Below are 21,058 nucleotides of genomic sequence, written 5' to 3'. Positions count from 1 at the left end.
TCACGGCCACGACGGTTCCTCCTCCGGGCAGATCACGAGTTCTCGCACCTCGCAGTGCGGAGGCTGCTGCAGGGCGAAGACCACCGCCCGCGCCACGTCCGAGGGGTCGACGAGCTGCGCATCCGGAGCGGGGCGGTACTGCTCGGGCCGGTCGTCGAAGAACCCCGTGCGCATGCCCGCCGGGATGAGGGTCGTGACGCCGAGGCGCCCCCGCGTCTCGGCCGCGAGTGCCCGGGAGAAGCCGAGCACCCCGAACTTGGAGGCGCAGTATGCGGTGGCGTCGGGCAGCGCGCGCAGCGCGAGCGACGATGCCACGGTGATCACGCGGCCGTGCGCCCGGGTGATGTGGGGCAGCGCGGCCCGCACGGCCGACACCGTGCCGAGCAGGTTGACGCCGATCACGCGCTCCCACTCGTCGGCGGCCACGTCGTCGAGCCGTCCGCACCGATCGATGCCCGCCGCCGTGACGATCGCGTCGATCCCGCCGAGTTCGTCGGCGAGCTCCTCGACCGCCCGCTCGAGCGCGGGGCGGTCCGAGACGTCGGCCGCTCGCGCGGCGAAGCGATCGGGAACCGACGATACATCGAGGTCGATCACGCCGGGGCTGCCCCCGCCCTCGGCGACGGCCTCGGCGACAGCGGCTCCGAGGCCGGAGGCGCCTCCCGTCACGATCACGCGGCCGAGGTGGCGGGGGAAGAGTGTGGTGCGCATGGGATCTCCGTTCGTCGATGTCGGATGGGCGGGGCGACTCAGCCCACGCGGGCGAGCGCGGTCGCGAGCCGGGTCGTGGATCTGCCGAGGTGGTAGGGCACGGTGACGGTGGTGCCGCCCCAGCTGCGCAGCAGCGGCGTCTCGGGGAGCGCCTCGACCGTGTAGTCGCCTCCTTTCACCCAGACGTGCGGGCGCAGCCGCTCGAGTGCTCGCTCGGGACCGTCCTCGTCGAACACGAGCACCGCGTCGACGCAGTTCAGCGCCAGCAGCATCTCGACCCGGTCGTGCTCGCGGATGATCGGGCGCTCGGGCCCTTTCAACCGCCTCACCGAGTCATCCGAGTTCAGGCAGACGACGAGGCAGTCGCCCATGTCTCGCGCGGCCGCGAGGGTGCGCACGTGCCCGGCGTGCAGCAGATCGAAGCAGCCGCCGGCCGCGACGACGGTGCCGCCGCGCTCGTGCACCGAGCGGGCGAGGGCGATCGGGTCGTCTGTCGGCGCGCCGGCGGGCGCTTCGATCGTCTCCGGCTCGGGCAGCGAGGCGACGCCTCCCGCGGCGAGATAGGCCCGCGCCGACGCGACGGCCTCGCGGGCGGCCTCCTCGAGACCGGCGCCGCGCCCGAGCGCGGCCGCCGCGGCCGAGATGAGCCGGTCGCCGGCGCCGCACGGATCGGCCGCCTCGACGGGGTCGGTCGTGATCTCGACAGGCGCTCGTTCGCCCTCGTGCAGCAGCGCGCCGAGTTCGCCGAGCGTCACGAGCACCGCCGCGCAGCCGTAGCGCTCGCGCAGCCGCTCGGCGGCCTCCGACGCGTGCGCGGCCCCGCGCCCCGTGCCCGCCGCCGCGGCTGCCTCGTCGATGTTCGGGGTGACGAGCCGCGCGGCCGAGACGGGCTCCGTGCCGCGCGGGTGCGGATCCCACACGAGCGGCACCCGCAGAGCGCGCCGCTGCAGGGCCGCGCGCAGCTCGGGATGCTCGGTGAGGCGCCGCCCGTAGTCGGAGACGACGATCGCCTCCGCCCGCGAGACCGCGGCGAGTGCGAGATCGTCCACGCGCGGCACAGGCGGCGGTCCGCATCCCTCGTCGATGCGGCACACCGCCTGATCGGCCGTGCGCACGCGTTGCTTCACCGGGGTGGGGGCCGCCGAATCGCACGCGATGATCGAGACGCCGGGCAGTCGCTCGCGGATGCGCCGCGCCGCCTCGTCGTCGCCGAGCGCGGTCACCAGCTCGACCTCGTGACCGTCGTGGTGCAGCATGGCCGCGACGAGTCCCGCCCCGCCCGCGCGGAACCGGTGCGCCGACACGTCGACCACGGGCACGGGCGCGTCGGGGCAGAGCCGCTCGATCGTGCCCTCGACGTCCTCGTCGAGCAGGGTGTCCCCGACCACCGTGATCCTCATGTCGCACCCCCGGCCGACGCGTCGGTCACCTGGGAGTCGAAGACCTCGCAGACCGCGTGGATCGCCGCCAGCTGGCACTCCTGCACGTGCGGGGCGGCGCCGTCGATGCAGACGGCGTCATCGCACACCGTGGTGAGCGGGTTCGGCCCCTCTCCGGTGAGCGCCCAGGTCACGGCCCCCACGTTGCGGGCGGCGCGTGCGGCCTCGATGAGGTTGCGGCTCGCGCCGCTCGTCGAGATCAGCAGCACGATGTCGCCCACGCGGGCGTGGGCGCGAACCTGCCGAGCGAACACCTCGGCGAAGCCGTAGTCGTTGCCGATCGCGGTGAGACTCGAGGTCTCGGCCGAGAGCGCGATCGCCGAGTAGGCGTCGCGGTCGCCGCGGTACCTGCCGACGAGTTCGGCGGCGAGGTGCTGCGCCTCGGCGGCCGAACCGCCGTTGCCGGCGACGAGCAGTCGCGATCCCGAGCGCAGGCGGGCCGCGAGTTCGACGCCCCACGCCTCGAGGTGCTCGGCGTGACGCGAGGCGCACGTGAGTGCGTCTCGCAGGTCTTCGAAGTGAGCAGCGACCCGGTTGCCGTCGACGGCGTCGCGCCGACGGGAGCGGAATGGGGCGGTGGTGTGGGTGATCGTCATTGCGCCATCTCCAAGAGCTGTCCGGGCTGCTGACGCTCGCGCGCGAGCAGCCGCTGGTAGATGCTTTCCGTCTGCCGGGCGACTCCCGCCCAGGTGTAGCGGGCCTCGACGCGCCCGCGGCCCGCCGTGCCGAGCGCGCGTCGGAAGGGCTCGTCGCCGAGCATCCGGGCGGCCGCCTCGGCGATGGCGAGGGCGTCGTGCGGTGGCACGTGCAGGCCGGTGATCCCGTCGATCACGCTGTCGCGCAGCCCGCCGACCTCGGCCGCGATGACGGGGGTGCCGCACGCCATGCTCTCGAGCGGCACGATGCCGAACGGCTCGTACCAGGGCGTGCAGATCACGGCGTCGGCCGAACGCAGCAGGGCCGGCATCCGGTCCCGGCCCACCTGGCCGCGCAGGTGCACCCGGTCGGCGACCCCGAGCTCCCGGGCGAGCTCGCCCAGCCGGTCGACCTCCGCGTCGCGGCCGTCGACCACGTCGCCCGATCCCACGATCTCGAGCTCGACGTCGTCGAAGCCCAGCTCGCGCAGCAGCGGCAGCGCGCGGATCGCGAGATCCATGCCCTTGCGCGGCACGATGCGGCCCACGCTCAGCAGGCGGTGCCGCGAGCCGCGCCGCTCGGCGGTGCCCACCGTGTCGAACTCGTCCGGGTCGACCCCGCACGGGGCGATCTCGATGCGGTGCGAGGGCACGCCCAGGGCGCGCAACTCGTCGACCTCGTCGTCGCAGGTCGCGATGACCGCGTCGGCCTGCTGGCCCACGCGGGGTTCGAGATCGGCCCGCTCCGCGGGGCTCGTGTCGGACGCCCCCTGGTGGCGGCGCTTGACGGCGCCGAGAGCGTGGAAGGTGTGTGCGACCGCGGGGCGCTGGTGCTCGGGCAGCAGCCGCGCCCCCTCGAGCGCGGCGATGCCCGACATCCAGAAGTGACTGTGCACCACGTCCGGCGGATCGTAGCGCCACGAGGCGGCGAGCTCCTCGGCGAGCACGCCCATGTAGGGCAGCAGCTCGTCCTTCGGGATCCTGCGCGGCGGGCCGGCGGTGAGGTGCACCACGTCGACGCCCTTGCACAGCGCCACCCTCGTGGGGAGCGCCGCGTCGTCGCGGCGCGTGTAGACGGTGACCGTGTGCCCGAGATCGGCGAGGGCGCGCGAGAGCGCCGCCACGTGCACGTTCTGCCCGCCCGAGTCGACGCTCCCGGGGGGCGCGAGGGGGCTGGCGTGTTCGGAGACCATGGAGATTCTCATCGGAGTGCTCCTTTCATAAGCCCGGGCGCCGCGGGGTTCGCGGGGTCGGGGGATCGGTGCGCGGTGTCCGCCGGGGTGCGGACGCGGCGAGCTGCGCGGGTCTCGACCTGATCGGCGAGCAGAGTGTCCCAGTCGTGCAGGAACCGCTCGAGGCCGTAATGCTCGAGGGCGAACGCGCGGGCCGCGCGCCCGCGTCGGCGAGCCTCGTCGGGATCCTCGATCAGGCGCCCGGCCACGGCGGCCAGCTCTGTCGGGTCGGCCGAGACGGCGCCCGCGTCGGGGGGCACGGCGCGCGGTGCCTCGGTCGTTGCAAGCGCGAGCACCGGCATGCCGAGGTGCATGGCCTCGAGCAGCGACAGGCCCAGTGAGGTCCAGCGCAGCGGGTGCAGGTAGGCACGTCGACGCGCGAGCTCGGCGTGCAGCTGCGCCGTGGGGAGATCGCCCACGGCCCGCAGACGGTCGCCCAGGCCGAGGGCCTCGGGCAGCAGGTCGACGTCGATCCCGAAGCAGTCGAGGGTCGCGGCCCGCGCGAACGTCGGCAGTAGATCGGTGCCGGTCACCCGTCCACGTCGCACCGGCTCGTTGATGACGACCCCGAGCGTCGGCAGATCCCCGACGTAGAGGGGACCAGGATCCGGCACCCCGTGCTCGATCACCACCGTGGGCGCCTCCCCGCAGTCCCAGGCGAGGCGGTTGAAGTGGGTCACGTGAGCGACCGGGATCTCGCGCTGTTCGGCGAGCGGATGGCGCTCGGTCACGGGCAGGCGCTTGGGGGTGTTGTGCTCGACGAACACGGCGGGCACGTCGCGCCCGGGCCGCCGGCCGAGCAGGCGCTCGACGAGCTCGAGCTCCTCGGTGCGCTGCAGTACGACGACGTCGACCTCCTCGTCGCGCAGCGAGGCCGGATCGACCGGGCGCGCCCCCTGCGGCAGCTCCGGAAGCGTCGTCTGCGGCTCCGCGGGGATCAGGTACTCGTGCCGGCCTCGCAGGAAGCCGTCCATCCATCCGCCGTGCACGTGCCAGACCAGGATTCTCATCGCTGTGCTCCTTTCGTCGGGCTCGATGCGATCGTCTCGCCGCCCCGCGCCGCCTCGAGATCGAGCGCCGCCGCCACCACGGCCTGCGCACTCACCCCGGCGAGGCACGGGTGCCCCGGCACGGGGCAGACACGGGCCCGGCTGCCGCGGCAGGGCGCCGTCTGGTCGCCCAGCAGTCGCTGCGGCACGCCGTAGGGGCGCCACCGCTCGGCCGGCACGACCGGCGAGAACAGGCTCACGATGGGCGTTCCGACCGCTGCGGCGAGATGCGCGGGCCCGGTGTTCCCCACGATCACCACGCTCGCCCCGGCGAGCACCCCGGCGAGTTGCGGCAGCGTGCACGCCCCCGCGAGGTCCACCGCACCGGGCGCCTCCCGCACCACCGCGCGGGTGAGCAGGCGTTCGTCGCTGCCGCCCGTCACCACCACTCGGCGCCCCTGCTCGGTGAGCAGCCGGGCCGCCCCGGCGAAGCCTGTGACGGGCCACTGCCTGGCCGGCACCGCGGCGCCCGGGTGCAGCACGATGTAGGGAGCGGATCCGGTGAGCGCGGAGGCCTCGGGCACCGGTCGGATCCGCAGCCGCCCGTCGTCCCGGCACGGGAATCCCGCGGCGTCCGCGATCGCGAGGGCCCGTTCGGGCTCCGGGATGTCCTCGGGCAGATCCTCGCCCGGGCGCAGCCGCACGTCGAGCAGCGAGCCCGGGTAGTCCACCGATGCGCCTGAGATGCGGGGGACGCCCGCGACGCGCAGCAGCATCGCAAGGGGCAGCGGGGACTGGTGGAACGAGGTGAGGATCACCGCCTCCGAGAGGCGCGCCGCCCGCAGCCGCCCCACGAGCGAGTCGAGGTGATCGGCGTCGGCGGGCGGGGCGGGGTCCGAGATCCACGGGGCGTCCCAGACGATCACCTCCGAGACGCCCGGCAGCAGGTGCGCGGCGGCGGCGCCGCGCGGGCCGCAGAGCATCACCACCTGGGCCCGCTCGGCGACGGCCCGCACGGCCGGGCCCGCGAGCAGCACGTCGCCGAGACTGTCGAGCCTCGCCACGAGCACCCGGGGCTTCATGCGCGCGCCTCCGCGAACTCGGGCACGAGCAGCGCCACGGCCTCCCGCACCGTGCGCGCGACGAGCGGGGCGGCGGCGACCTCCTCGGGCAGGGTCTGGGGCGTGGGGACGAGCACCGCGCGCGCTCCCGCCGCCCGGGCCGCCTCGATGTCGGCGCCGATGTCGCCGATCATCACGATGCGGCTCGGGTCGATGCCCAGCTGCTCGGCGGCCGAGAGGATCATGCCGGGCTGCGGCTTGCGGCAGGCGCAGCCGTCATCCGGGGCGTGGGGGCAGATGCGCCACACGTCGAAGGGTCCGAGCAGCGCGTTGACGCGCCGGTCGACCTCGCGCACCTGATCGGAGGTGAGCAGTCCTCGGCCGATGCCCGACTGGTTGCTGATGACGCCCACCCGGATACCGAGCTCGCGCAGCTCGTCGAGCGTGTCGGCCACGGTGGGCAGCGACCGCACTCGCTCGGGTTCGGCGTTGTAGGGCACGTCCTCGACGAGGGTGCCGTCGCGGTCGAAGAAGACCGCCGCGATCGGGGCGTCACTGCTGCTCATACCCCTCCGGTTCCCCGAAGCAGAAGCAGTAAACACCGGTTTACGGCCTTGTTTAGACCTCGCCGGCTGTGGTAATGGGTGGGGCATGACAGCCCGCACCGACCCGCCCGTCCCGCCCGTCCTGCTCGTGCTGCGGGCGCTGAAGCTCGGCGACCTGCTCGTGGCGGTGCCCGCCCTGAAGGGGCTTCGACGCGGATTTCCCGACCACCGCATCGTGCTCGCCGCGCCGGGGTGGCTCGCGCCAGTCGTGCGGCTCATCGACGCCGTGGACGAGCTGCTGCCCACACCGGGGCTCGACGAGCCGCTGCCCTTCACCCCCGGTCAGGTCGATGTGGCGGTGAATCTGCACGGCTGCGGGGAGGAGAGCCGCCGCCGCATCGACGAGCTGGGAGCGCGCCTGTCGATCGTGCACAGCACCCCCGGGCGCCCCGATGGGCTGCAGTGGGTCGACGGCATGCACGAACGCGAACGCTGGGTGCGGCTCGTCTCCGCCCACGGGATCGAGGCCGATGTCTCCGACGTCGCGATCGCCGCGCCGTACGAGGCTCCTGGGGCAGCGGGGGCCGCCGTGGTGCACGTGGGGGCGTTCTACCGGTCGCGCGAGTGGCCGTCCGAGCGGTTCGCGCAGGTGGCGCGCCGACTCGCGGAGAGCGGGCTGCGGGTGGTGCTGACGGGAGGGGAGCAGGATCGGGCCCGGGCGCTCGAAGTCGCGCGCGCGGCGGGGCTGCCCGAGAACGACGTGCTCGCGGGCGCGGCCGACCTCACCGCCTTCGCCGCGGTCGTCGCCGCTGCGGCGGTGCTCGTGACAGTCGATACGGGCGCGGCCCACCTCGCCTCCGCTTACGGCACACCGTCCGTGGTGCTCTTCGGGCCGGCGCCGCCGGAGGTGTGGGGACCGCCGGCCGACGGTCCCCACGTCGTGCTGACCGATGCTCGACTGCGCCGCGGGGCGGCGTTCGCCGACGATCCCGATCCCGCTCTGCTCGCGGTCACCGCCGACGAGGTCGTCGCCGCGGCGCGCTCACTCGTGCGCGCCGCGTGCGAAGAGCTCTCGGCGTAGCGCGTCGAGGCCGCGCCGCAGCAGGCGGGAGACCTGCATCTGGCTCACCCCGATCTCCGCGGCGATCTCGGTCTGAGTCATGTCCCGGAAGTAGCGCAGGTGCACGGCGCGGCGCTCCGCGAGCGGGATCGTGCGAAGGGCCGAGGTGAGGGTGAGCGTCAGATCGGCGCGCTCCTCCATCTCGCCCTCGGGCGCCGGCATGGCGTCTCCGAGCGAGACGGTCTCGGCATCTCCGCCGCCGCCCGTCGAACCGACCGGCGCGTCGAGGGACAGCGCCTGCCGTCCCCGCCCGCACTCGAGAGCCTCGGAGACGCGCGACGGCGACCGCCCCACCTCGGCGGCGAGCTCCTCGACCGTCGGTTCGCGGCCCAGACGCTGGGCGAGCGCGGGGACGAGCCCGCGCAGTTCGAGCGCCAGCTCCTGCAGGGCGCGTGGCGGGCGCACGGCCCAGGTCGCATCGCGCAGGTAGCGCTTGATCTCGCCCGAGATCGTCGGCACCGCGAAGGCGGCGACACCGCTGCCGCACTGGGCGTCGAACCGTCGCACCGCTTTGGTGAGCCCCACGTAGGCCACCTGCCGCAGCTCGTTCAGCTCGACGCCCGAGCTCTGAAAGCGCTGGGCTATCGCATTCGCGAGTCCGAGGTACTCGAGCACCACTCGCTGTTCGAGTTCCCTCCGGCCTTCGGCCGAGAACTCACGCGCCGAGTCGAGGGCCGCTGCGGCGCGCGCATCGTGGGCCTCCTGCGCCCGCACCCGTGCGGTCCGATCGACCTCGGCGACGGTAGCACGCGTCCGGCGCTCCGCGGTGAGCGCGCCCGACCCCGCCGAGGCGGTGGAGTCGACAAGAGCGGCACGCATGATGTCACTCCTCGGAGTCGCGCTCGCCGGGCGCGCCCGTCGTGCGCTTCGGATCCTCGTCCTCGGCGCCGTCCGGCGCCGGCGCATCCGTGGCGGGGCCCGCGGGCACCGCACCGCCCTCGTCGGCCCAGTCCGAGCCGAGGCGGTCATCGCGCGCGGGATCGCTCAGCACGTCCTCCTCGGACTCCGGCGCGTCCGAGCCGTGCTCGGTGGGCACCGTGCTCGAACGCAGCTCCCGCTCCTCCGACTCGTGCTTGCGCGGCTCTCCCGGCTTCGAGGTCTGGGGGTCGTTGATGCTCATGACTGCGCTCCTCTCGTGCGTCTCCGGATTCGGATCACCCGGCTCACCGACCGTAACCACGCAGCTCTCGAGCGTTCGAGGGCTTGCACTTCTCCCCGGGATCGGCTAGCGCGTAAATATATGTTGCCGTGACATCTGTCAAGGCCTGGGTAGCCGTGCGGCGGAAGGCCACGATGATGACTGGGCCGCCCTCGAGCTGCGCGAGCAGCGGAACGGCGCGATCCCGCCCCTGCCCGAGGAGGTTTGGACCGTGCGAACTGACACCCTGCAACTGCTCTCCGTACTGCCGCTCGCCGAGCTGGCCGAGATCGCAGCGGATCCGCGACGAGGGGCGGTGGCCGGTGCCCCCGAGCCGCCGGTGCACGGCGCGCCGTCGCCGCCCGCCCGCCGCGTCGAAGCGGAGGCGGCCCCGACCGAATGCGCGCGGGCGTGAATCGGGCAGGGGCGGGATCGCGCCGTTCCGCTGCTCGCGCAGCTCGCAGCCCGCTTGTCAACGGGGTCGCCGTGCGGTGACGGCTCGCATACAGTCGCCGATATGACGCACCGATGGCAGACGACCTCACTGTGGCGGTTGACGGGCCCGAGCATCGAGTCGGAGACGTTCTCGCCCGATCCCTGCGACGCCGTGGTCGTCGGGGCCGGGCTCACCGGCCTGACGACCGCCGTGCTGCTGGCTCGCGCGGGGCAGCGCGTGACCGTGCTCGAGGCCCGCAGAGCCGGCGCGGTCACCACGGGCAACACGACCGGCAAGCTCAGCCTGCTGCAGGGCACCGTGCTCTCCGAGCTGCGCTCGCACGCGGGCGACGGGGCGCTGCAGGCGTACGCCGAGGCGAACCGGGAGGGGCAGGCCTGGCTGCTGCGGCAGCTCGAGAGCTGGGGCCTCGAAGCCGAGCGGCGCACCGCGTACACGTACGCCGCCGAGCCCGCGCAGCTCGAGTCGCTCGAGCGCGAGCTCGACGCCGCCCGCTCGGCCGGCGTGGCGGCCTTCGACACGACGGAGACCGGGCTGCCCTTCGAGACCGCGGGCGCGCTCGCGCTCGCCGAGCAGGCCCAGCTGCAGCCGATGATCGTGCTCGCGGCGCTGGCCGCCGAGTTGCGCGAGCGCGGCGGCCGGCTCGTGGAGCGCTGCCGGGTGGTCGACGTCGACCGGCGCGACGCGGGTGTGCGGGTGCGCAGCGTGCTCGGCGACATCGACACCGGGGTCTGCGTGCTCGCGAGCGGGGTGCCGGTGCTCGACCGCGGCCTGTTCTTCGCGAAGCTGGAACCATCGCGGTCGTTCGTGGGCGCTTACCGCCCGGGTCCGACATCGTCGCCCCTGCCGTCCGGCATGTACGTCTCGGCCGGCGCCCCCGATCGTTCGCTGCGCACCGCGGCGGGCCGCGACGGCGAGCAGCTGCTGCTCGTGGGCGGAGGAGCGCACGTGACCGGCCGCGCCGAGCGCACCGACGACGAACTGCGCGCGATCGACGCGTGGGCGCAGCAGAATTTCGGGGTGCGGGATCGCGAGTGCTGGTGGGCGGCGCAGGACTACCGCGCGCACTCCCGCATCCCCTTCGCCGGCCCGCTGCCCCGGGGTGGCGGGCGCATCTACGCGGCCACGGGGTACAACAAGTGGGGCATGACGAACGCCGTCGCGGCCGCGCTGACGATCGCCGCCGACGTGCTCGGCGGCCACCTCGAGTGGGCGCTGGAGCTGCGACGGCACGCCGCGCGACTGCCCGAGATGCGCGACGCGATCGGAGCCAACGCGGCGGTCGCCGGGCACCTCGTCTCGGGGTGGGCCTCCGCCCAGCTGCGATCGAGCGACGAGGTCGGCGTGCCGGTCGAGGGCGAGGGAGTGGTCGCGCGCGACGGCGCCTCGCCCGTGGGCATGGCGAAGGTCGACGGCGAGGTCTGCCGGGTATCCGGGGTGTGCACGCACCTCGGCGGCGTGCTGAACTGGAACGCCGCCGAGCAGTCGTGGGACTGCCCCCTGCACGGTTCGCGCTTCGCGGCCGACGGGCGCCTGCTCGAGGGGCCTGCGGTGCGGGATCTCGATCGCCTCGACGATGCGGGGCCCGCTTCCGCGAGCCCGATGTGAGCGGCCCCTACTCCGATTCGACGGCCGAGAGGCCGTGCGGAGCGCCGACAGGTTTCGACTCCGACGACCCGCGCTGGCGCAGGAAGATCGAGAACGCCACCATGCAGCCCACCGCGAGCAACTCCGACTGCCAGTTCTGCAGCGTGCGGTTCCAGAAGTCTGCGGTCAGCAGGTACTCGCCGAACGAGACCGGCGGAAGACCGTGCTGCTGCTGCTCCGAGCTGTACACGACCGAGCCCGCGAGTCCCTGCAGCAGCCAGGAGGCGATGAAGATGGCGCCCATGGTGAGCGCGAGCGAGTTGCTGTAGATGCGGCGCCGCCACCCGCGGGCGCGCGCCCACTTCGGCGAGTCGGGCCTCGCGTGCTCGCCGACGAGCTGATCCTCGTCGGTGCCGAGACCCTCGTCGCCGACCTTCTTCGACTCGGGTGAGCCGCGCTGCACGAGCCACACCGTCGCCATGATGAACAGCAGGAACTGCAGGAACTCCGACTGCCAGTTCTCGGCGACATCCACCACGAAGTCGGACGACGTGACGAACTCAAGCCAGCCGCTCGGCTGCCCGCCGTGCGAGAGCTGCTCCTCGTTGTAGACCGAGAGCCCGGCCAGCGACTGGGCGGCCAGCGTGATGACGAACGCCGCTGCGAAGCAGAGCGAGAGGGCGTGATCCTTGATCCTCATGTCAGCGGCCCACCATCACGATCGCGAACATCGCGAGCAGCCCGACCAGCACCAGTCCCATCCATAACCAGAACATCGCCTTCATAGTGGTGATCGTAAGGCCGGCCCGATCCACGGCGGTAGGGCCTTGCGGAGCGCCCTTCGGGTGTGCCACCGCTGCAGGCGGCGGCGCGACAGCGTACCCGCTCGCGGCACGGCTGTCGAGGGCCTGTCGAGCACCGCCCCGGCGGCTTAGCTTCGAGACGAACGGATGGTTGTCGAGCGCGCACGGACGCGGCTCGATGTCGGAAAGGATGTGAGCGTCGTGCCGAAGTCGAAGACCCCGCAGCTGAAGGATCCCGAGCTCTACGATCGCCTGCGCAAGGAGGGCAACTCCGAGGAGAAGGCGGCGCGCATCTCGAACGCCGCCGCGAAGGAGGGCCGCTCGAAGGTGGGCCGTCGAGGGGGCGAGGCGGAGGATTACGAGGATCGCACCGTCGACGAGCTGAAGCGCCGCGCGAAGGAGCTCGGCATCACGGGCTATTCGAAGCTGCGCAAGCCCCAGCTCATCGAGAAGCTCCGCAACCACTGAGGCGGCGCGCTCACCCCCAGATCTGGCCGGATCGGCCGATCATGATCGAGATGATCACCGCGAGCGGCACGAGCCAGGTCACGGCGAGCAGCACCGCCATCACCCGCAGTCGCGGACGGCGGCCGAGCTTGCTGATCCGCACCACGAGCATCGCGAGCAGACCGACGAGGGCGACCACGATGCCGACACCGCTCCACACCGGATCGAACTGGGCGAGGATCAGCAGCACGGCCGTCACGAGGGCTGCCGCCACGGTCGAGGAGATCAGCCAGCGGTCGGTCTTCGTGCTGTTGAGCGCCGGCTGGCGCCCGATCGTCGCCGGGTCGCTCTGGCCGCGGTGAGGGTTCGGTACGGAGGCCTCCGCCGACGGATCCTGGGTCGAGCCGTCGAGGATCGGCCGATCCTGCGTCGACTGACCCCACGAGGGGCCCGACACGGTGCCTTGCCCGTTGCCCGCGTCGAAGCGCGACGCCGAGTGCGGGGCGTCGGGGGACTCCTCGAGCAGGCGTTCCTTGCTGTCGGGGTCGAGCGGCGGCTCGGGATCCGGCTCGAGCGGCGGCTGGGGAGTCGGTTCGGGCACGGGGTCGAGCGGCGGCTGGGAAGCCGGTTCGGGTACGGGGTCGAGCGGCGGCTGGGGAGCCGGTTCGGGCACGGGGTCGAGCGGTGGCTCAGGACCCGGTCCCGGACCGGGGGCCGGCCCGGGACCGGGTGTCGGCGCGGGCGCGGGGTCCGGTGCCGGATCGGGTTGCGGCAGCGGGTCGGGTTGCGGCGCGGGATCGGGCCCGGGATCGGGCTGCGGCTCGGGGTCGGGTGCGCGCGGCGTATCCGAAGCCGGCCCTGCCGGCGCTTCCGCCGCCGGCGCTTCCGCCTCTGGCGAGGCTCCGTGAGCGGGTGAGGTTCGGTCCCTGCCGCCAAACGGGGGCTGGTCCTGCGGTCGGTCGTTCGCGTCCATCATCGGCTCCTCTCGAAGACCCGGGCACGGCGCAGTTCGGCGCCGCGCCTCTGGTGCGAAGCTAACACCTGAGCAGGGCGCCGGTTCAGGGGGTCGACAAACCGGGTGGGGTGGGCTACTTTGGCCGTTCCGAGCCGCCGCGGTGGCATACTGTCACCGTGTCCGAGAGCCCATCCGCCGCGTCGAGCGGGAGCGCGCGTGCCGCCACGTAGCGAGCAGCACCCCTACCTCTCGGCTGCGGTGCCCGGGCAGCGGCGGGTGCTCCCGCCGCGCGTGCTCGCCCACCGCGGGCTCGTGGCGCCGCGCGCCGCCGCCGCGGGTGTGGCGGAGAACACCCGTGCGGCCTTCGACGCGGCGGTCGACGCGGGCGCCGTCTACCTGGAATCGGATTGCCGCCTCACGGCCGATGGCGAGGTCGTGCTGTTCCACGATGCCGAGCTGCGGCGCGTGACCGGGGATCCCCGGCAGGTCTCGCAGATCACGCTGCGCGAACTCTCCGCCCTCATGTCCGAACGCGGCGGGCTGCTCACACTCGAGCAGGCCCTCGACGAGTTCCCCCGCGCGCGCTTCAACGTCGACGTCAAAGCCCGCGAGGCGGCCGACCCCGCGGGCCGCATCGTCGCACCTCACGCGCACCGGGTGCTCATCACGAGCTTCTCGGACGCGCACCGGCTGCGCACCCTTCGTTCGGCCGCGGCCGCCGGGGCCCGCCCGGCGACCTCGCCCGGCCAGCGCGGCATCGCGACGCTGCTCGCCGCCGTCGCGTCGCGATCGCGCCGCGCGGAGGCGCGCGCGCTCGACGGGCTCGATGCGCTGCAGATCCCCGAGCGGCAGGGGCCGATCCGCGTGCTCGGGCCGAGGCTCATCGACGCCGCCCACCGCGCGGGCGTGGAGGTGCACGTCTGGACGGTCAACGAGCCCGCTCGCATGATGGCGCTCATCGAACGCGGCGTCGACGGCATCGTCACCGATCGCGCCGATCTCGCGATCGAGACGCTCGGCTGAGTCGCTACTCGCATCGCGGCCCCCGCGTCAACCCCGCTGACGCCCCGCCCCGCCGCTTCTAGGCTGAGAGCATCGCGGCGCGCATCCGGTCTGACGGGCGGGCGGGCCGCGACCGACGTGAGGCTCGCGACGAAGGAGGACGCCATGGCGCAGATCTGGGAGCAGAACGAGGAGAAGGACCAAGACGACGAGCTCGTCGTCACCGAGCATCGCGACGACTCCGAGCCCGCCGTCGACCCCGACGAGGAGCAGGCCGTGCAGACCACCGAGGAGGATCCCCGGGCCGCGCTCGACGAGCTCGGCGAGGACGTGTCGTCGTCTGCCGCGCGTCGGGGCCACGAGGATCTCGAGGATCCCGGGCGGTAGTCGATGGCGGCCCATTCCCGGGGTGTGCTCGACGACGGCAGGGGCGAGAGCGCCAATGAGCGCGCCGATCGCAACTGGAACGAGATCCTGCAGGAGGTGCGCGTCACGCAGACGTGCACGCAGATCCTCGGCGGCTTCCTGCTCGCCGTCGCCTTCCAGCCCCGCTTCACGGAGCTCGACGACATCCAGCTGGTGCTCTACCTGACGCTGGTCTCGCTCGCCGGCGCGTCGACGCTGCTCGGGCTGTCGCTCGTCGTGGTGCACCGCCGGTTCTTCGGCAAGCGCCAGAAGGGGCGCATCGTGCGCGTGGGCAACGGTCTGTTGATGGCGAACCTCGTGGTCGTCGCACTGCTCATCGCCGGCGTGACCGGGCTGATCTTCGACTTCGCGGTGAGCCGGGGGGCGGGGCTCACCGCTCTGGCCGCGGCGCTGCTGCTGAGCATCGTGCTGTGGATCTTCGTTCCCATGGGCGGGGTCGAGGAGGAGGCTGAACCCGCTGACGAAATCGCGGGCGAGCGGGGCAGCGCCGGAGCCCGGTGAGGCGATCACGGCTCGAAGCGCTCGGGCGCTCACGCGCTGCGGGGCGATCGCGATCGGGCTGTCGAGCGTTGAGAAGCCGTGCCTCTGCGACGCCGAGGAGACGAGGCCGGAGGGAGGGCGCTCCGCTGTTCGCGGGAGCCCGGCGATCCAGCCTGTTCAGAGCATCTTCACGAGCGAGCGCTCTTCATGAAGTAGGCGGCGTTCTCGATCTCCCCCCGCTCGCGCTGCTGCTCGAGCTCTCGGATCGCCTCGAGCACCAGTTCGTGTGCCGTGACCGCCGTGCTGCTGTCGAGCACCGTTCCCTCGCGGATGCGCATGGATCCTCATTTCTCGAAGACGGGTTCTGAGCGCAGAGCCTACGGCCCGCCACCGACATTCATGCGCGCGCCGGGGCGTGTCGGTCGACTACGACGGCCGTCGCCGCGCCGCGTCGGCGTCGCCGGGCGTCGACGGTTTCGAGAAAGCAGCGGATCTGGCATCGTGGTGGCCATGAGCGCGAATGCCACGATGCGAGCCGCCGTCCAGAGCTCCTTCGGGGGCCCCGAGGTCCTCGAGGTCGTCGATGTGCCCCGCCCTGAGCCGCGACCGAACGAGATCCTCGTGCGCGTTCGCGCTGCGAGCCTCAACCCCACCGACTGGAAGCACCGATCGGCCGAGGGTTTCATCGGCGACCCGCCGTTCGTGCTCGGGTGGGACCTGTCGGGCGTGGTCGAAGCCGTCGGCATCGGGGTCGCGCGCTTCCGGCCGGGCGATGAGGTGTTCGGCATGCTGTCCTACCCGTTCGACCACGGCTCCCACGCCGAGTATGTCGCAGCACCCGCACGGGTGTTCGTGAAGAAGCCCGCCCCGCTCAGTCACGTCGAAGCGGCGGCGCTGCCGCTGGTCGCGCTGACCGCGTGGCAGGCGCTCATCGACTATGCGGATCTGCAGCCCGGGCACCGCGTGCTGATCCACGCCGCCGCCGGAGGAGTGGGGCACGTCGCCGTTCAGATCGCCAAGGCGCGAGGGGCGTTCGTGCTCGGCACGGCCAGCGCGGCCAAACACGACTTCTTGCGGGGCTTGGGCGTCGACGAGACCATCGATTACCGCGCACAGGATTTCGCCGAGGTCGCCCGGGGTGCTGATGTCGTCTTCGACACCGTCGGCGGCGACACCTCGATCCGGTCCGTGCAGACCCTCCGCCCCGGCGGCACGGTCGTCTCGACGCTGCCGATGGGCTCCGACGACTTCGATCGTGAGGCGGAGCGGCTGGGGGTGCGAGCGGTGCGGATGCTCGTCGACTCGTCACGCGCCGACCTGGGCTCGATCGTCGCGCTGGTCGAGACCGGTCGACTGCGCCCCGCGGTCGCCGAGACCTTCCCCCTCGAGCGGATCGCCGAGGCGCACCGCCTCGGCGAGACCGGCCGCACCACGGGCAAGATCGTCATCACCGAGGAGTAGCGCGGCACGGCGATGCCCGCACGCGGGCGCCGGGGCCAGTGCCTCGTGCCCGGCTCGTCAGGCCTCTGCCTCGGTGTCTGCGACGCGGTCGCGGGGCTCCTGCGGCTCGGGCGGCGGGCACGTCAGGTGCGTCGGCTTGCCCGGCCCGCCTCGGTCGATGCGGTGCTGCTTCATCGATCGCCCGCAGATGGGGCACTTCGGATCGGCCGGCGGCACATACGGCGGCTCGTTGCGGTCGCCGAGCTGCGCCGGCCCCTCGAACTGGTAGAGGAACCGCTGGATCGCCGCGTACGCGCCCGGCACCCCGTCGTAGGGGGTCTGGTGCCAGAGGTGACGCTTCTTGCGTTTTTGTTCGCCCACGAACGAAATGCTAGCAGGTTCATTCGTGCACGAACGAGGTAGGATGGCGGCATGCAGGATCTTCCCGACGACGCGCTCGAACTCGACCGGCAGGTCTGCTTCGCGCTCGCGGTCGCCAGTCGAAGCGTGATCGGCGTCTACCGACCGATCCTCGAGCCGCTCGGGCTCACGCACCCGCAGTACCTCGTGATGCTGGCGCTCTGGGGCGACGCCCCCCTGCGCTTCGGCGCGATCGCCGAGATGCTGCGCCTCGATCCCGCCACCCTCTCGCCGATCATCAAGCGGCTCGAGCACTCCGGGCTCATCGAGCGCGTGCCCGTCGAGGGCGACGAGCGCACCTTCGAGATCGTGCCCACCGAGCGAGGTCGTGCGCTCCGCGAGCAGGCGCTCTCCGTGCCGCCCGCGGTCGTCGAGCGGCTCGGCCTGCCGGTCGAGCGCCTGCTCGCCCTGCGCGACGAACTCACCGCCATCATCGAGGCCGTCGACGGCGCACGCGAGGGCACGGGGCGCTGATCCGCGTTCGCACCGCACCGATCCGCGAGACACTCGGCCCCGGTCCGTCGCCCCCGCAGCTCCGCAGTCGCGGCACCGGTTCGGTTCCGCTTGTTAGCATGCCCCCATGGGCATCGCACTCGAGAACGTCGGCATCGCGGTTCGCGACATCGAGGCCGCGGTCGCGTTCTTCACCGATCTCGGCCTCGCGCTCGTCGGCCGGGACACGATCAGCGGCGAATGGGCGGACACCGCGGTCGGCCTCGACGGCAACCGCGCGAAGATCGCCCTGCTGCAGACTCCCGACGGCCTCGGGCGACTCGAGCTCTTCGAATACCTCCACCCCGAGGCGGTCGAGACCCCGCCCGCGCAGCCCAACGAGATCGGCATGCACCGGGTCGCCTTCTCGGTCGACGACATCGACGAGGCCCTCGCCGTCGCGGCGAAACACGGCTGCCGCCCGCTGCGCGGCGTCGCGGACTACGAGGGCGTCTACCGGCTCACCTACCTGCGCGGTCCCAGCGGCATCCTCGTGATGCTCGCGCAGGATCTGCGGAAGGGCTGAGCGGCCGGCGCGCGCGAGGCTCCGTCACTCGGCCGCGCCCGAGGCGATCCGCAGCGCCAGCCCCGTGAGCGAATCGGGGTGCGCGGCCAACTCCGCGGGGGTGCCGGCGAAGACGAGGCGCCCGCCGTCGACACCGGCGCCCGGCCCGATGTCGATCACGTGATCGGCCTCGGCGACCACGCGCAGATTGTGCTCCACCACCACGAGCGTCGCGCCGCCCTCCACGAGCTCGGCGAAGAGCGCGTTGATGCGATCCACGTCGCCCGGGTGCAGGCCCGTCGTCGGCTCGTCGAGCACGATGCGCTCACGAGAGAGATCCGTCACGCCGCTGAGGTGCTTCGCGAGCAGCAGTCGCTGCTTCTCGCCGCCCGAGAGCGTGTCGAGCGACTGACCGACCGCGACGTAGCCGAGGCCCACCCGGTCGAGCCAGCGCATCTTCGCGGCGATCTCGTCGCGGTCGCCGAACAGCCGGGCGACCTCTTCCGCGGTCATCGTCAGCACGTCGGCGATCGTGCGCCCTTCGACGCGCACCGACAGCGCCCGCTCGTTGAACCGCTCCCCGCCGCACTCGTCGCAGGGGGTGGCCACGTCGTCGAGGAACGCGAGCTCGGTGGTGATGTAGCCCTTGCCGCGACATGCCGGGCAGGCGCCCTTCGAGTTGAAGCTGAACCACGCGGGCGCGAGCCCCGACTCGTCCGAGAACACCCGCCGCGCGTCGTCGGCGACGCCCAGCACGCTGAGCGAGGTGGATCGCACACCGCCCCGCAGCGGATCCTGACCCACCACCGCGAACTCGGGGTGCTGCCGCGGCAGCTCATCGGTGGCGAACGAGCTCTTGCCCGACCCCGCGACGCCCGTCACCGCGGTCAGCACCCCGAGCGGCACCGCGGCGTCGAAGCCGGCGAGGTTGTGGGCGCTCGCCCGCTCGACGAGCACCTCGCCGGAGGGGCGGCGCGGCGCGTGGGCGAGGCGCAGCGGACGCGCGAGCAACCGGCCGGTGAGAGTGTCGCTCTGCCGCAGCTCGGCGGGGGTGCCCTCGAACTGCACCTCGCCGCCGCGGGATCCCGCGCCGGGGCCCATGTCGACCACGTGGTCGGCGACGCGGATCACCTGCGGGTGGTGCTCCACCACCAGCACCGTGTTGCCCGCGTCGCGCAGGCGGATGAGCAGCTGATTGAGGCGCTGCACATCGGCCGGGTGCAGCCCCGTCGACGGCTCGTCGAACACGTAGGTGACGTCGGTGAGGGCGCTGCCCAGGTGGCGCACGATCTTCACGCGCTGCGCCTCGCCGCCCGAGAGGGTCGACGATTCGCGGTCGAGCGACAGATAGCCGAGGCCGACCGAGACTAGCGCGTCGAGCGTGCGGCGGATGCCGGCCAGCGCGGGTTCCACGCGGGCGTCGGAGAAGCCGTCGAGCAGGCGGCGCAGCTCGGCGACCGACATCGCGGTCCAGTCGACGATCGAACGCCCGTCGATGAGGCTCGCGCGCGCCGCCGCGTTGACGCGGGCGCCGCCGCACTCGGGGCACACCCGCTGGGCGGTGAGCCGATCGAGCTCCTCCCGCACCGGCTTCGAGATCTTCGATGGGCGGTTCTTCACGTACACGTCGCGCATGCGGGTGACGACGCCGTCGAAGCGCGCGGTCTTCGGGAATCGCGGATCCGGGTTCGGCAGCTTCAGCTGGTCGGCGTAGAGGAAGAGATCCATCTCGTCGTCGGTGTAGTCCTTCAGCGGTTTCTCGCGGTCGAACAGGCCGCAGTAGGCGAAGCGCTTCCACCGGTAGACGCCGGGCCTGAACTGGCTGAAACGCACCGGCCCCTCGTCGATGCTCTTCTCGGGGTCGATGAGCTCGTCGATGTCGATGTCGACCACCGTGCCGAGGCCCTCGCAGACCGGGCACATGCCGCTCGGGTCGTTGAACGAGTAGGCGGGGGAGTAACCCGCGTTCGGCTCGCCGATCCGCGAGAAGACGAGGCGCAGCAGGGGTGCGGTGTCCGAGGCGGTCGACACGGTCGACCGCGCGTTGCCCGTGAACCGGCGCTGGTCGATGAGCGCCGTGAAGGTGAGGCCGCTCATCGACTGCACCTCGGGCGCGGCGAGCTGCGGCAGCCGGTTGCGCACGAAGCTCGGGTAGGAGTCGTTCACGAGGCGCTGCGCCTCGGCCGCGATCGTGTCGAGCACGAGCGACGACTTGCCCGAGCCCGAGACGCCCGTGAACACGGTCAGCGCCTTCTTGGGCACCTCGAGGCTCACGTCGCGAAGGTTGTTGGTCGCAGCGCCGACCGCGCCGATGCACTCGCCTGGACCCCCCGTGCCGTTCATGGCTCGATCCTAGGCGGCTGCGCTGCTTCGCACACCGATCGACGTTCGAGCACCCCGATCCGACGGATCGGGGTGCTCGAACGTCGATCGGTGCGCTGGGGGCGTGGCGGCGGGCGGAGGGTCGGTGCGCTGGGCGGTGCGCTGGGGGCGTGGCGGCGGGCGGAGGGTCGGTGCGCCGGGCGGTGCGCCGGGCGGGGCGGTGGGGCGGTGGACGGGGGCCGGCGCGCGGGTGTCAAGGCCTGGCCCCGCGGTGCGATCTTCTGCAGACTGGTGGAGATATCTGCGATGGAGGGAGCAGCGATGGGCGAGCAGGAACACGGCGACGTGCGGTCGGTCGAGGATCTCGACCTGCAGCGGTATCTGGGCCTCTGGTACGAGTTGGGGCGGCTGCCGCTGCGCTTCGAGGACGACGGCGCGCGCGACGTGACCGCCGAGTACTCGCTGCGCGACGACGGCACGGTGCGCGTCGACAACCGCTGCATCGACGCCGAGGGTGCGCCGACGCAGGCCCTCGGGCAGGCCGAGCCCGACGAGGACCACGCCGGCCGGCTGCGGGTCAGCTTCCTGCCCGAGGGGCTGCGGTGGATCCCCTTCACTCGCGCCGACTACTGGGTGCTGCGCGTCGACCCCGACTATCGCCACGCGCTCGTCGGCACGCCCGATCGCAAGCACCTCTGGCTGCTCGCGCGCGAGCCCCGCGTCGACGAGTCGACGGAGCGGGAGCTGCTCGCAGAGGCTCGACGGCAGGGCTTCGACCTCGGTCGCTGGATACGCCCCGAGCAGTCGGGCGCCCGCGTCACCGATGAGCAGCTCGCCCGGCAGACCGATCGCTGA

The 21,058-nt window shown here is 72.8% G+C and carries 26 protein-coding genes; 11 read left to right on the top strand and 15 right to left on the bottom strand.

From position 1 onward, the window contains the following. The 7 genes from H490_RS19735 to H490_RS19705 are packed head-to-tail and all read right to left on the bottom strand — an operon-like array spanning window position 1 to window position 6,633. Complete coding sequence (locus tag H490_RS19735; RefSeq protein WP_017883143.1) at window positions 1–711, bottom strand: SDR family oxidoreductase; 711 nt, start codon at window positions 709–711, stop codon at window positions 1–3. 38 nt (window positions 712–749) lie between these two features. Further along, window positions 750–2,111, bottom strand: a complete 1,362-nt coding sequence (locus H490_RS19730) for a PfkB family carbohydrate kinase (RefSeq protein WP_031289712.1) — start codon at window positions 2,109–2,111, stop codon at window positions 750–752. Continuing rightward, window positions 2,108–2,746: a D-sedoheptulose-7-phosphate isomerase gene (locus H490_RS19725; RefSeq protein ID WP_017883141.1), complete on the bottom strand. Its 639-nt coding sequence runs from the start codon at window positions 2,744–2,746 to the stop codon at window positions 2,108–2,110. The genes H490_RS19730 and H490_RS19725 overlap by 4 nt, the downstream gene beginning before the upstream one ends. Further along, entirely contained in the window at window positions 2,743–3,990 is a 1,248-nt protein-coding gene (locus H490_RS19720) for a glycosyltransferase (protein WP_031289709.1), read from the bottom strand. The genes H490_RS19725 and H490_RS19720 overlap by 4 nt, the downstream gene beginning before the upstream one ends. After that, window positions 3,987–5,027: a glycosyltransferase gene (locus H490_RS19715; RefSeq protein ID WP_017883139.1), complete on the bottom strand. Its 1,041-nt coding sequence runs from the start codon at window positions 5,025–5,027 to the stop codon at window positions 3,987–3,989. Before H490_RS19715 ends, H490_RS19720 begins: the two co-directional genes overlap by 4 nt. Further along, on the bottom strand, window positions 5,024–6,088 hold the full coding sequence (locus tag H490_RS19710) for a glycosyltransferase family 9 protein (RefSeq protein ID WP_017883138.1): 1,065 nt from the start codon (window positions 6,086–6,088) through the stop codon (window positions 5,024–5,026). The genes H490_RS19715 and H490_RS19710 overlap by 4 nt, the downstream gene beginning before the upstream one ends. Continuing rightward, window positions 6,085–6,633 carry a D-glycero-alpha-D-manno-heptose-1,7-bisphosphate 7-phosphatase gene (locus tag H490_RS19705; RefSeq protein WP_017883137.1) on the bottom strand — a complete coding sequence of 183 codons (549 nt, stop codon included), beginning with the start codon at window positions 6,631–6,633 and terminating at the stop codon, window positions 6,085–6,087. Before H490_RS19705 ends, H490_RS19710 begins: the two co-directional genes overlap by 4 nt. Before the next feature lie 85 nt (window positions 6,634–6,718). On the opposite strand from H490_RS19705, the gene H490_RS19700 reads away from it, so the two are divergent. Continuing rightward, a complete protein-coding gene (locus H490_RS19700) occupies window positions 6,719–7,693 on the top strand; it encodes a glycosyltransferase family 9 protein (RefSeq protein ID WP_017883136.1) in 975 nt (324 codons plus the stop codon). Here the strand turns inward: H490_RS19700 and H490_RS19695 are convergent. Beyond that, window positions 7,655–8,551: a sigma-70 family RNA polymerase sigma factor gene (locus H490_RS19695; RefSeq protein ID WP_017883135.1), complete on the bottom strand. Its 897-nt coding sequence runs from the start codon at window positions 8,549–8,551 to the stop codon at window positions 7,655–7,657. The two genes, H490_RS19700 and H490_RS19695, sit on opposite strands and share 39 nt — an antisense overlap. Window positions 8,552–8,555: 4 nt before the next feature. Next, window positions 8,556–8,852 (bottom strand): hypothetical protein, encoded by a 297-nt coding sequence (locus H490_RS19690; protein ID WP_017883134.1) that lies wholly within the window; start codon window positions 8,850–8,852, stop codon window positions 8,556–8,558. Between the two features lie 250 nt (window positions 8,853–9,102). On the opposite strand from H490_RS19690, the gene H490_RS19685 reads away from it, so the two are divergent. Both H490_RS19685 and H490_RS19680 read left to right on the top strand, forming a co-directional pair. Next, window positions 9,103–9,285, top strand: coding sequence for a hypothetical protein (locus H490_RS19685; RefSeq protein ID WP_017883133.1), 183 nt, complete (start codon window positions 9,103–9,105; stop codon window positions 9,283–9,285). Window positions 9,286–9,387: 102 nt separating this feature from the next. After that, window positions 9,388–10,932 (top strand): FAD-dependent oxidoreductase, encoded by a 1,545-nt coding sequence (locus H490_RS19680; protein WP_031289706.1) that lies wholly within the window; start codon window positions 9,388–9,390, stop codon window positions 10,930–10,932. A 7-nt stretch (window positions 10,933–10,939) separates the two neighbouring features. Here the strand turns inward: H490_RS19680 and H490_RS19675 are convergent, their stop codons facing one another. Beyond that, window positions 10,940–11,611: a DUF6766 family protein gene (locus H490_RS19675; RefSeq protein ID WP_017883131.1), complete on the bottom strand. Its 672-nt coding sequence runs from the start codon at window positions 11,609–11,611 to the stop codon at window positions 10,940–10,942. A 1-nt stretch (window position 11,612) separates the two neighbouring features. Next, window positions 11,613–11,765, bottom strand: a complete 153-nt coding sequence (locus H490_RS32270) for a hypothetical protein (RefSeq protein ID WP_164884531.1) — start codon at window positions 11,763–11,765, stop codon at window positions 11,613–11,615. Window positions 11,766–11,915: 150 nt separating this feature from the next. On the opposite strand from H490_RS32270, the gene H490_RS19670 reads away from it, so the two are divergent. Then, on the top strand, window positions 11,916–12,182 hold the full coding sequence (locus tag H490_RS19670; RefSeq protein ID WP_031289703.1) for a Rho termination factor N-terminal domain-containing protein: 267 nt from the start codon (window positions 11,916–11,918) through the stop codon (window positions 12,180–12,182). Window positions 12,183–12,192: 10 nt separating this feature from the next. Here H490_RS19670 and H490_RS31015 read toward each other — a convergent pair whose 3' ends face one another. Continuing rightward, entirely contained in the window at window positions 12,193–12,834 is a 642-nt protein-coding gene (locus H490_RS31015; protein ID WP_051066139.1) for a hypothetical protein, read from the bottom strand. A gap of 540 nt (window positions 12,835–13,374) precedes the next feature. On the opposite strand from H490_RS31015, the gene H490_RS19660 reads away from it, so the two are divergent. The 3 genes from H490_RS19660 to H490_RS19650 all read left to right on the top strand — a co-directional run bounded on the left by H490_RS19660 (window position 13,375) and on the right by H490_RS19650 (window position 15,045). Then, a complete protein-coding gene (locus tag H490_RS19660) occupies window positions 13,375–14,139 on the top strand; it encodes a glycerophosphodiester phosphodiesterase family protein (RefSeq protein WP_017883128.1) in 765 nt (254 codons plus the stop codon). A gap of 144 nt (window positions 14,140–14,283) precedes the next feature. After that, entirely contained in the window at window positions 14,284–14,505 is a 222-nt protein-coding gene (locus H490_RS19655) for a hypothetical protein (protein ID WP_017883127.1), read from the top strand. Window positions 14,506–14,508: 3 nt separating this feature from the next. Beyond that, on the top strand, window positions 14,509–15,045 hold the full coding sequence (locus tag H490_RS19650; RefSeq protein WP_031289697.1) for a DUF6328 family protein: 537 nt from the start codon (window positions 14,509–14,511) through the stop codon (window positions 15,043–15,045). 167 nt (window positions 15,046–15,212) lie between these two features. Here the strand turns inward: H490_RS19650 and H490_RS32265 are convergent, their stop codons facing one another. Further along, a complete protein-coding gene (locus H490_RS32265; RefSeq protein ID WP_017883125.1) occupies window positions 15,213–15,362 on the bottom strand; it encodes a hypothetical protein in 150 nt (49 codons plus the stop codon). A gap of 190 nt (window positions 15,363–15,552) precedes the next feature. Here H490_RS32265 and H490_RS19645 point away from each other — a divergent pair, with 190 nt between their 5' ends. Continuing rightward, window positions 15,553–16,485, top strand: a complete 933-nt coding sequence (locus tag H490_RS19645; RefSeq protein ID WP_238560306.1) for an NADP-dependent oxidoreductase — start codon at window positions 15,553–15,555, stop codon at window positions 16,483–16,485. Window positions 16,486–16,542: 57 nt separating this feature from the next. On the opposite strand, the gene H490_RS19640 is transcribed toward H490_RS19645, so the two are convergent. Continuing rightward, entirely contained in the window at window positions 16,543–16,845 is a 303-nt protein-coding gene (locus H490_RS19640) for a hypothetical protein (RefSeq protein WP_017883123.1), read from the bottom strand. A 51-nt stretch (window positions 16,846–16,896) separates the two neighbouring features. Between H490_RS19640 and H490_RS19635 the strand changes: the two genes are divergently transcribed. Both H490_RS19635 and H490_RS19630 read left to right on the top strand, forming a co-directional pair. Then, complete coding sequence (locus H490_RS19635) at window positions 16,897–17,358, top strand: MarR family winged helix-turn-helix transcriptional regulator (protein ID WP_017883122.1); 462 nt, start codon at window positions 16,897–16,899, stop codon at window positions 17,356–17,358. A gap of 106 nt (window positions 17,359–17,464) precedes the next feature. Beyond that, the gene (locus H490_RS19630) at window positions 17,465–17,902 is read left to right on the top strand and encodes a VOC family protein (protein WP_017883121.1); all 438 of its coding nucleotides are present in this window, start codon (window positions 17,465–17,467) and stop codon (window positions 17,900–17,902) included. A gap of 24 nt (window positions 17,903–17,926) precedes the next feature. Here the strand turns inward: H490_RS19630 and H490_RS19625 are convergent, their stop codons facing one another. Beyond that, window positions 17,927–20,224, bottom strand: coding sequence for an excinuclease ABC subunit UvrA (locus H490_RS19625; protein WP_017883120.1), 2,298 nt, complete (start codon window positions 20,222–20,224; stop codon window positions 17,927–17,929). Window positions 20,225–20,524: 300 nt separating this feature from the next. Between H490_RS19625 and H490_RS19620 the strand changes: the two genes are divergently transcribed. Next, complete coding sequence (locus H490_RS19620; RefSeq protein ID WP_017883119.1) at window positions 20,525–21,058, top strand: lipocalin family protein; 534 nt, start codon at window positions 20,525–20,527, stop codon at window positions 21,056–21,058.

It is taken from the genome of Leucobacter sp. UCD-THU, assembly GCF_000349545.1.
Classification (GTDB): domain Bacteria; phylum Actinomycetota; class Actinomycetes; order Actinomycetales; family Microbacteriaceae; genus Leucobacter; species Leucobacter muris.
Note: the sequence above shows the minus strand (reverse complement) of the source record. Positions and strands in the feature narration are given on the sequence as shown.

What these genes read in the sequence shown, in the direction of transcription:
- H490_RS19735 (WP_017883143.1), bottom strand. Translation starts at nt 711, where the DNA reads ATGCGCACCACACTCTTCCCCCGCCACCTCGGCCGCGTGATCGTGACG.
- H490_RS19730 (WP_031289712.1), bottom strand. Translation starts at nt 2,111, where the DNA reads ATGAGGATCACGGTGGTCGGGGACACCCTGCTCGACGAGGACGTCGAG.
- H490_RS19725 (WP_017883141.1), bottom strand. Translation starts at nt 2,746, where the DNA reads ATGACGATCACCCACACCACCGCCCCATTCCGCTCCCGTCGGCGCGAC.
- H490_RS19720 (WP_031289709.1), bottom strand. Translation starts at nt 3,990, where the DNA reads ATGAGAATCTCCATGGTCTCCGAACACGCCAGCCCCCTCGCGCCCCCC.
- H490_RS19715 (WP_017883139.1), bottom strand. Translation starts at nt 5,027, where the DNA reads ATGAGAATCCTGGTCTGGCACGTGCACGGCGGATGGATGGACGGCTTC.
- H490_RS19710 (WP_017883138.1), bottom strand. Translation starts at nt 6,088, where the DNA reads ATGAAGCCCCGGGTGCTCGTGGCGAGGCTCGACAGTCTCGGCGACGTG.
- H490_RS19705 (WP_017883137.1), bottom strand. Translation starts at nt 6,633, where the DNA reads ATGAGCAGCAGTGACGCCCCGATCGCGGCGGTCTTCTTCGACCGCGAC.
- H490_RS19700 (WP_017883136.1), top strand. Translation starts at nt 6,719, where the DNA reads ATGACAGCCCGCACCGACCCGCCCGTCCCGCCCGTCCTGCTCGTGCTG.
- H490_RS19695 (WP_017883135.1), bottom strand. Translation starts at nt 8,551, where the DNA reads ATGCGTGCCGCTCTTGTCGACTCCACCGCCTCGGCGGGGTCGGGCGCG.
- H490_RS19690 (WP_017883134.1), bottom strand. Translation starts at nt 8,852, where the DNA reads ATGAGCATCAACGACCCCCAGACCTCGAAGCCGGGAGAGCCGCGCAAG.
- H490_RS19680 (WP_031289706.1), top strand. Translation starts at nt 9,388, where the DNA reads ATGACGCACCGATGGCAGACGACCTCACTGTGGCGGTTGACGGGCCCG.
- H490_RS19675 (WP_017883131.1), bottom strand. Translation starts at nt 11,611, where the DNA reads ATGAGGATCAAGGATCACGCCCTCTCGCTCTGCTTCGCAGCGGCGTTC.
- H490_RS19655 (WP_017883127.1), top strand. Translation starts at nt 14,284, where the DNA reads ATGGCGCAGATCTGGGAGCAGAACGAGGAGAAGGACCAAGACGACGAG.
- H490_RS19650 (WP_031289697.1), top strand. Translation starts at nt 14,509, where the DNA reads ATGGCGGCCCATTCCCGGGGTGTGCTCGACGACGGCAGGGGCGAGAGC.
- H490_RS32265 (WP_017883125.1), bottom strand. Translation starts at nt 15,362, where the DNA reads ATGCGCATCCGCGAGGGAACGGTGCTCGACAGCAGCACGGCGGTCACG.
- H490_RS19645 (WP_238560306.1), top strand. Translation starts at nt 15,553, where the DNA reads ATGCGAGCCGCCGTCCAGAGCTCCTTCGGGGGCCCCGAGGTCCTCGAG.
- H490_RS19635 (WP_017883122.1), top strand. Translation starts at nt 16,897, where the DNA reads ATGCAGGATCTTCCCGACGACGCGCTCGAACTCGACCGGCAGGTCTGC.
- H490_RS19630 (WP_017883121.1), top strand. Translation starts at nt 17,465, where the DNA reads ATGGGCATCGCACTCGAGAACGTCGGCATCGCGGTTCGCGACATCGAG.
- H490_RS19625 (WP_017883120.1), bottom strand. Translation starts at nt 20,224, where the DNA reads ATGAACGGCACGGGGGGTCCAGGCGAGTGCATCGGCGCGGTCGGCGCT.
- H490_RS19620 (WP_017883119.1), top strand. Translation starts at nt 20,525, where the DNA reads ATGGGCGAGCAGGAACACGGCGACGTGCGGTCGGTCGAGGATCTCGAC.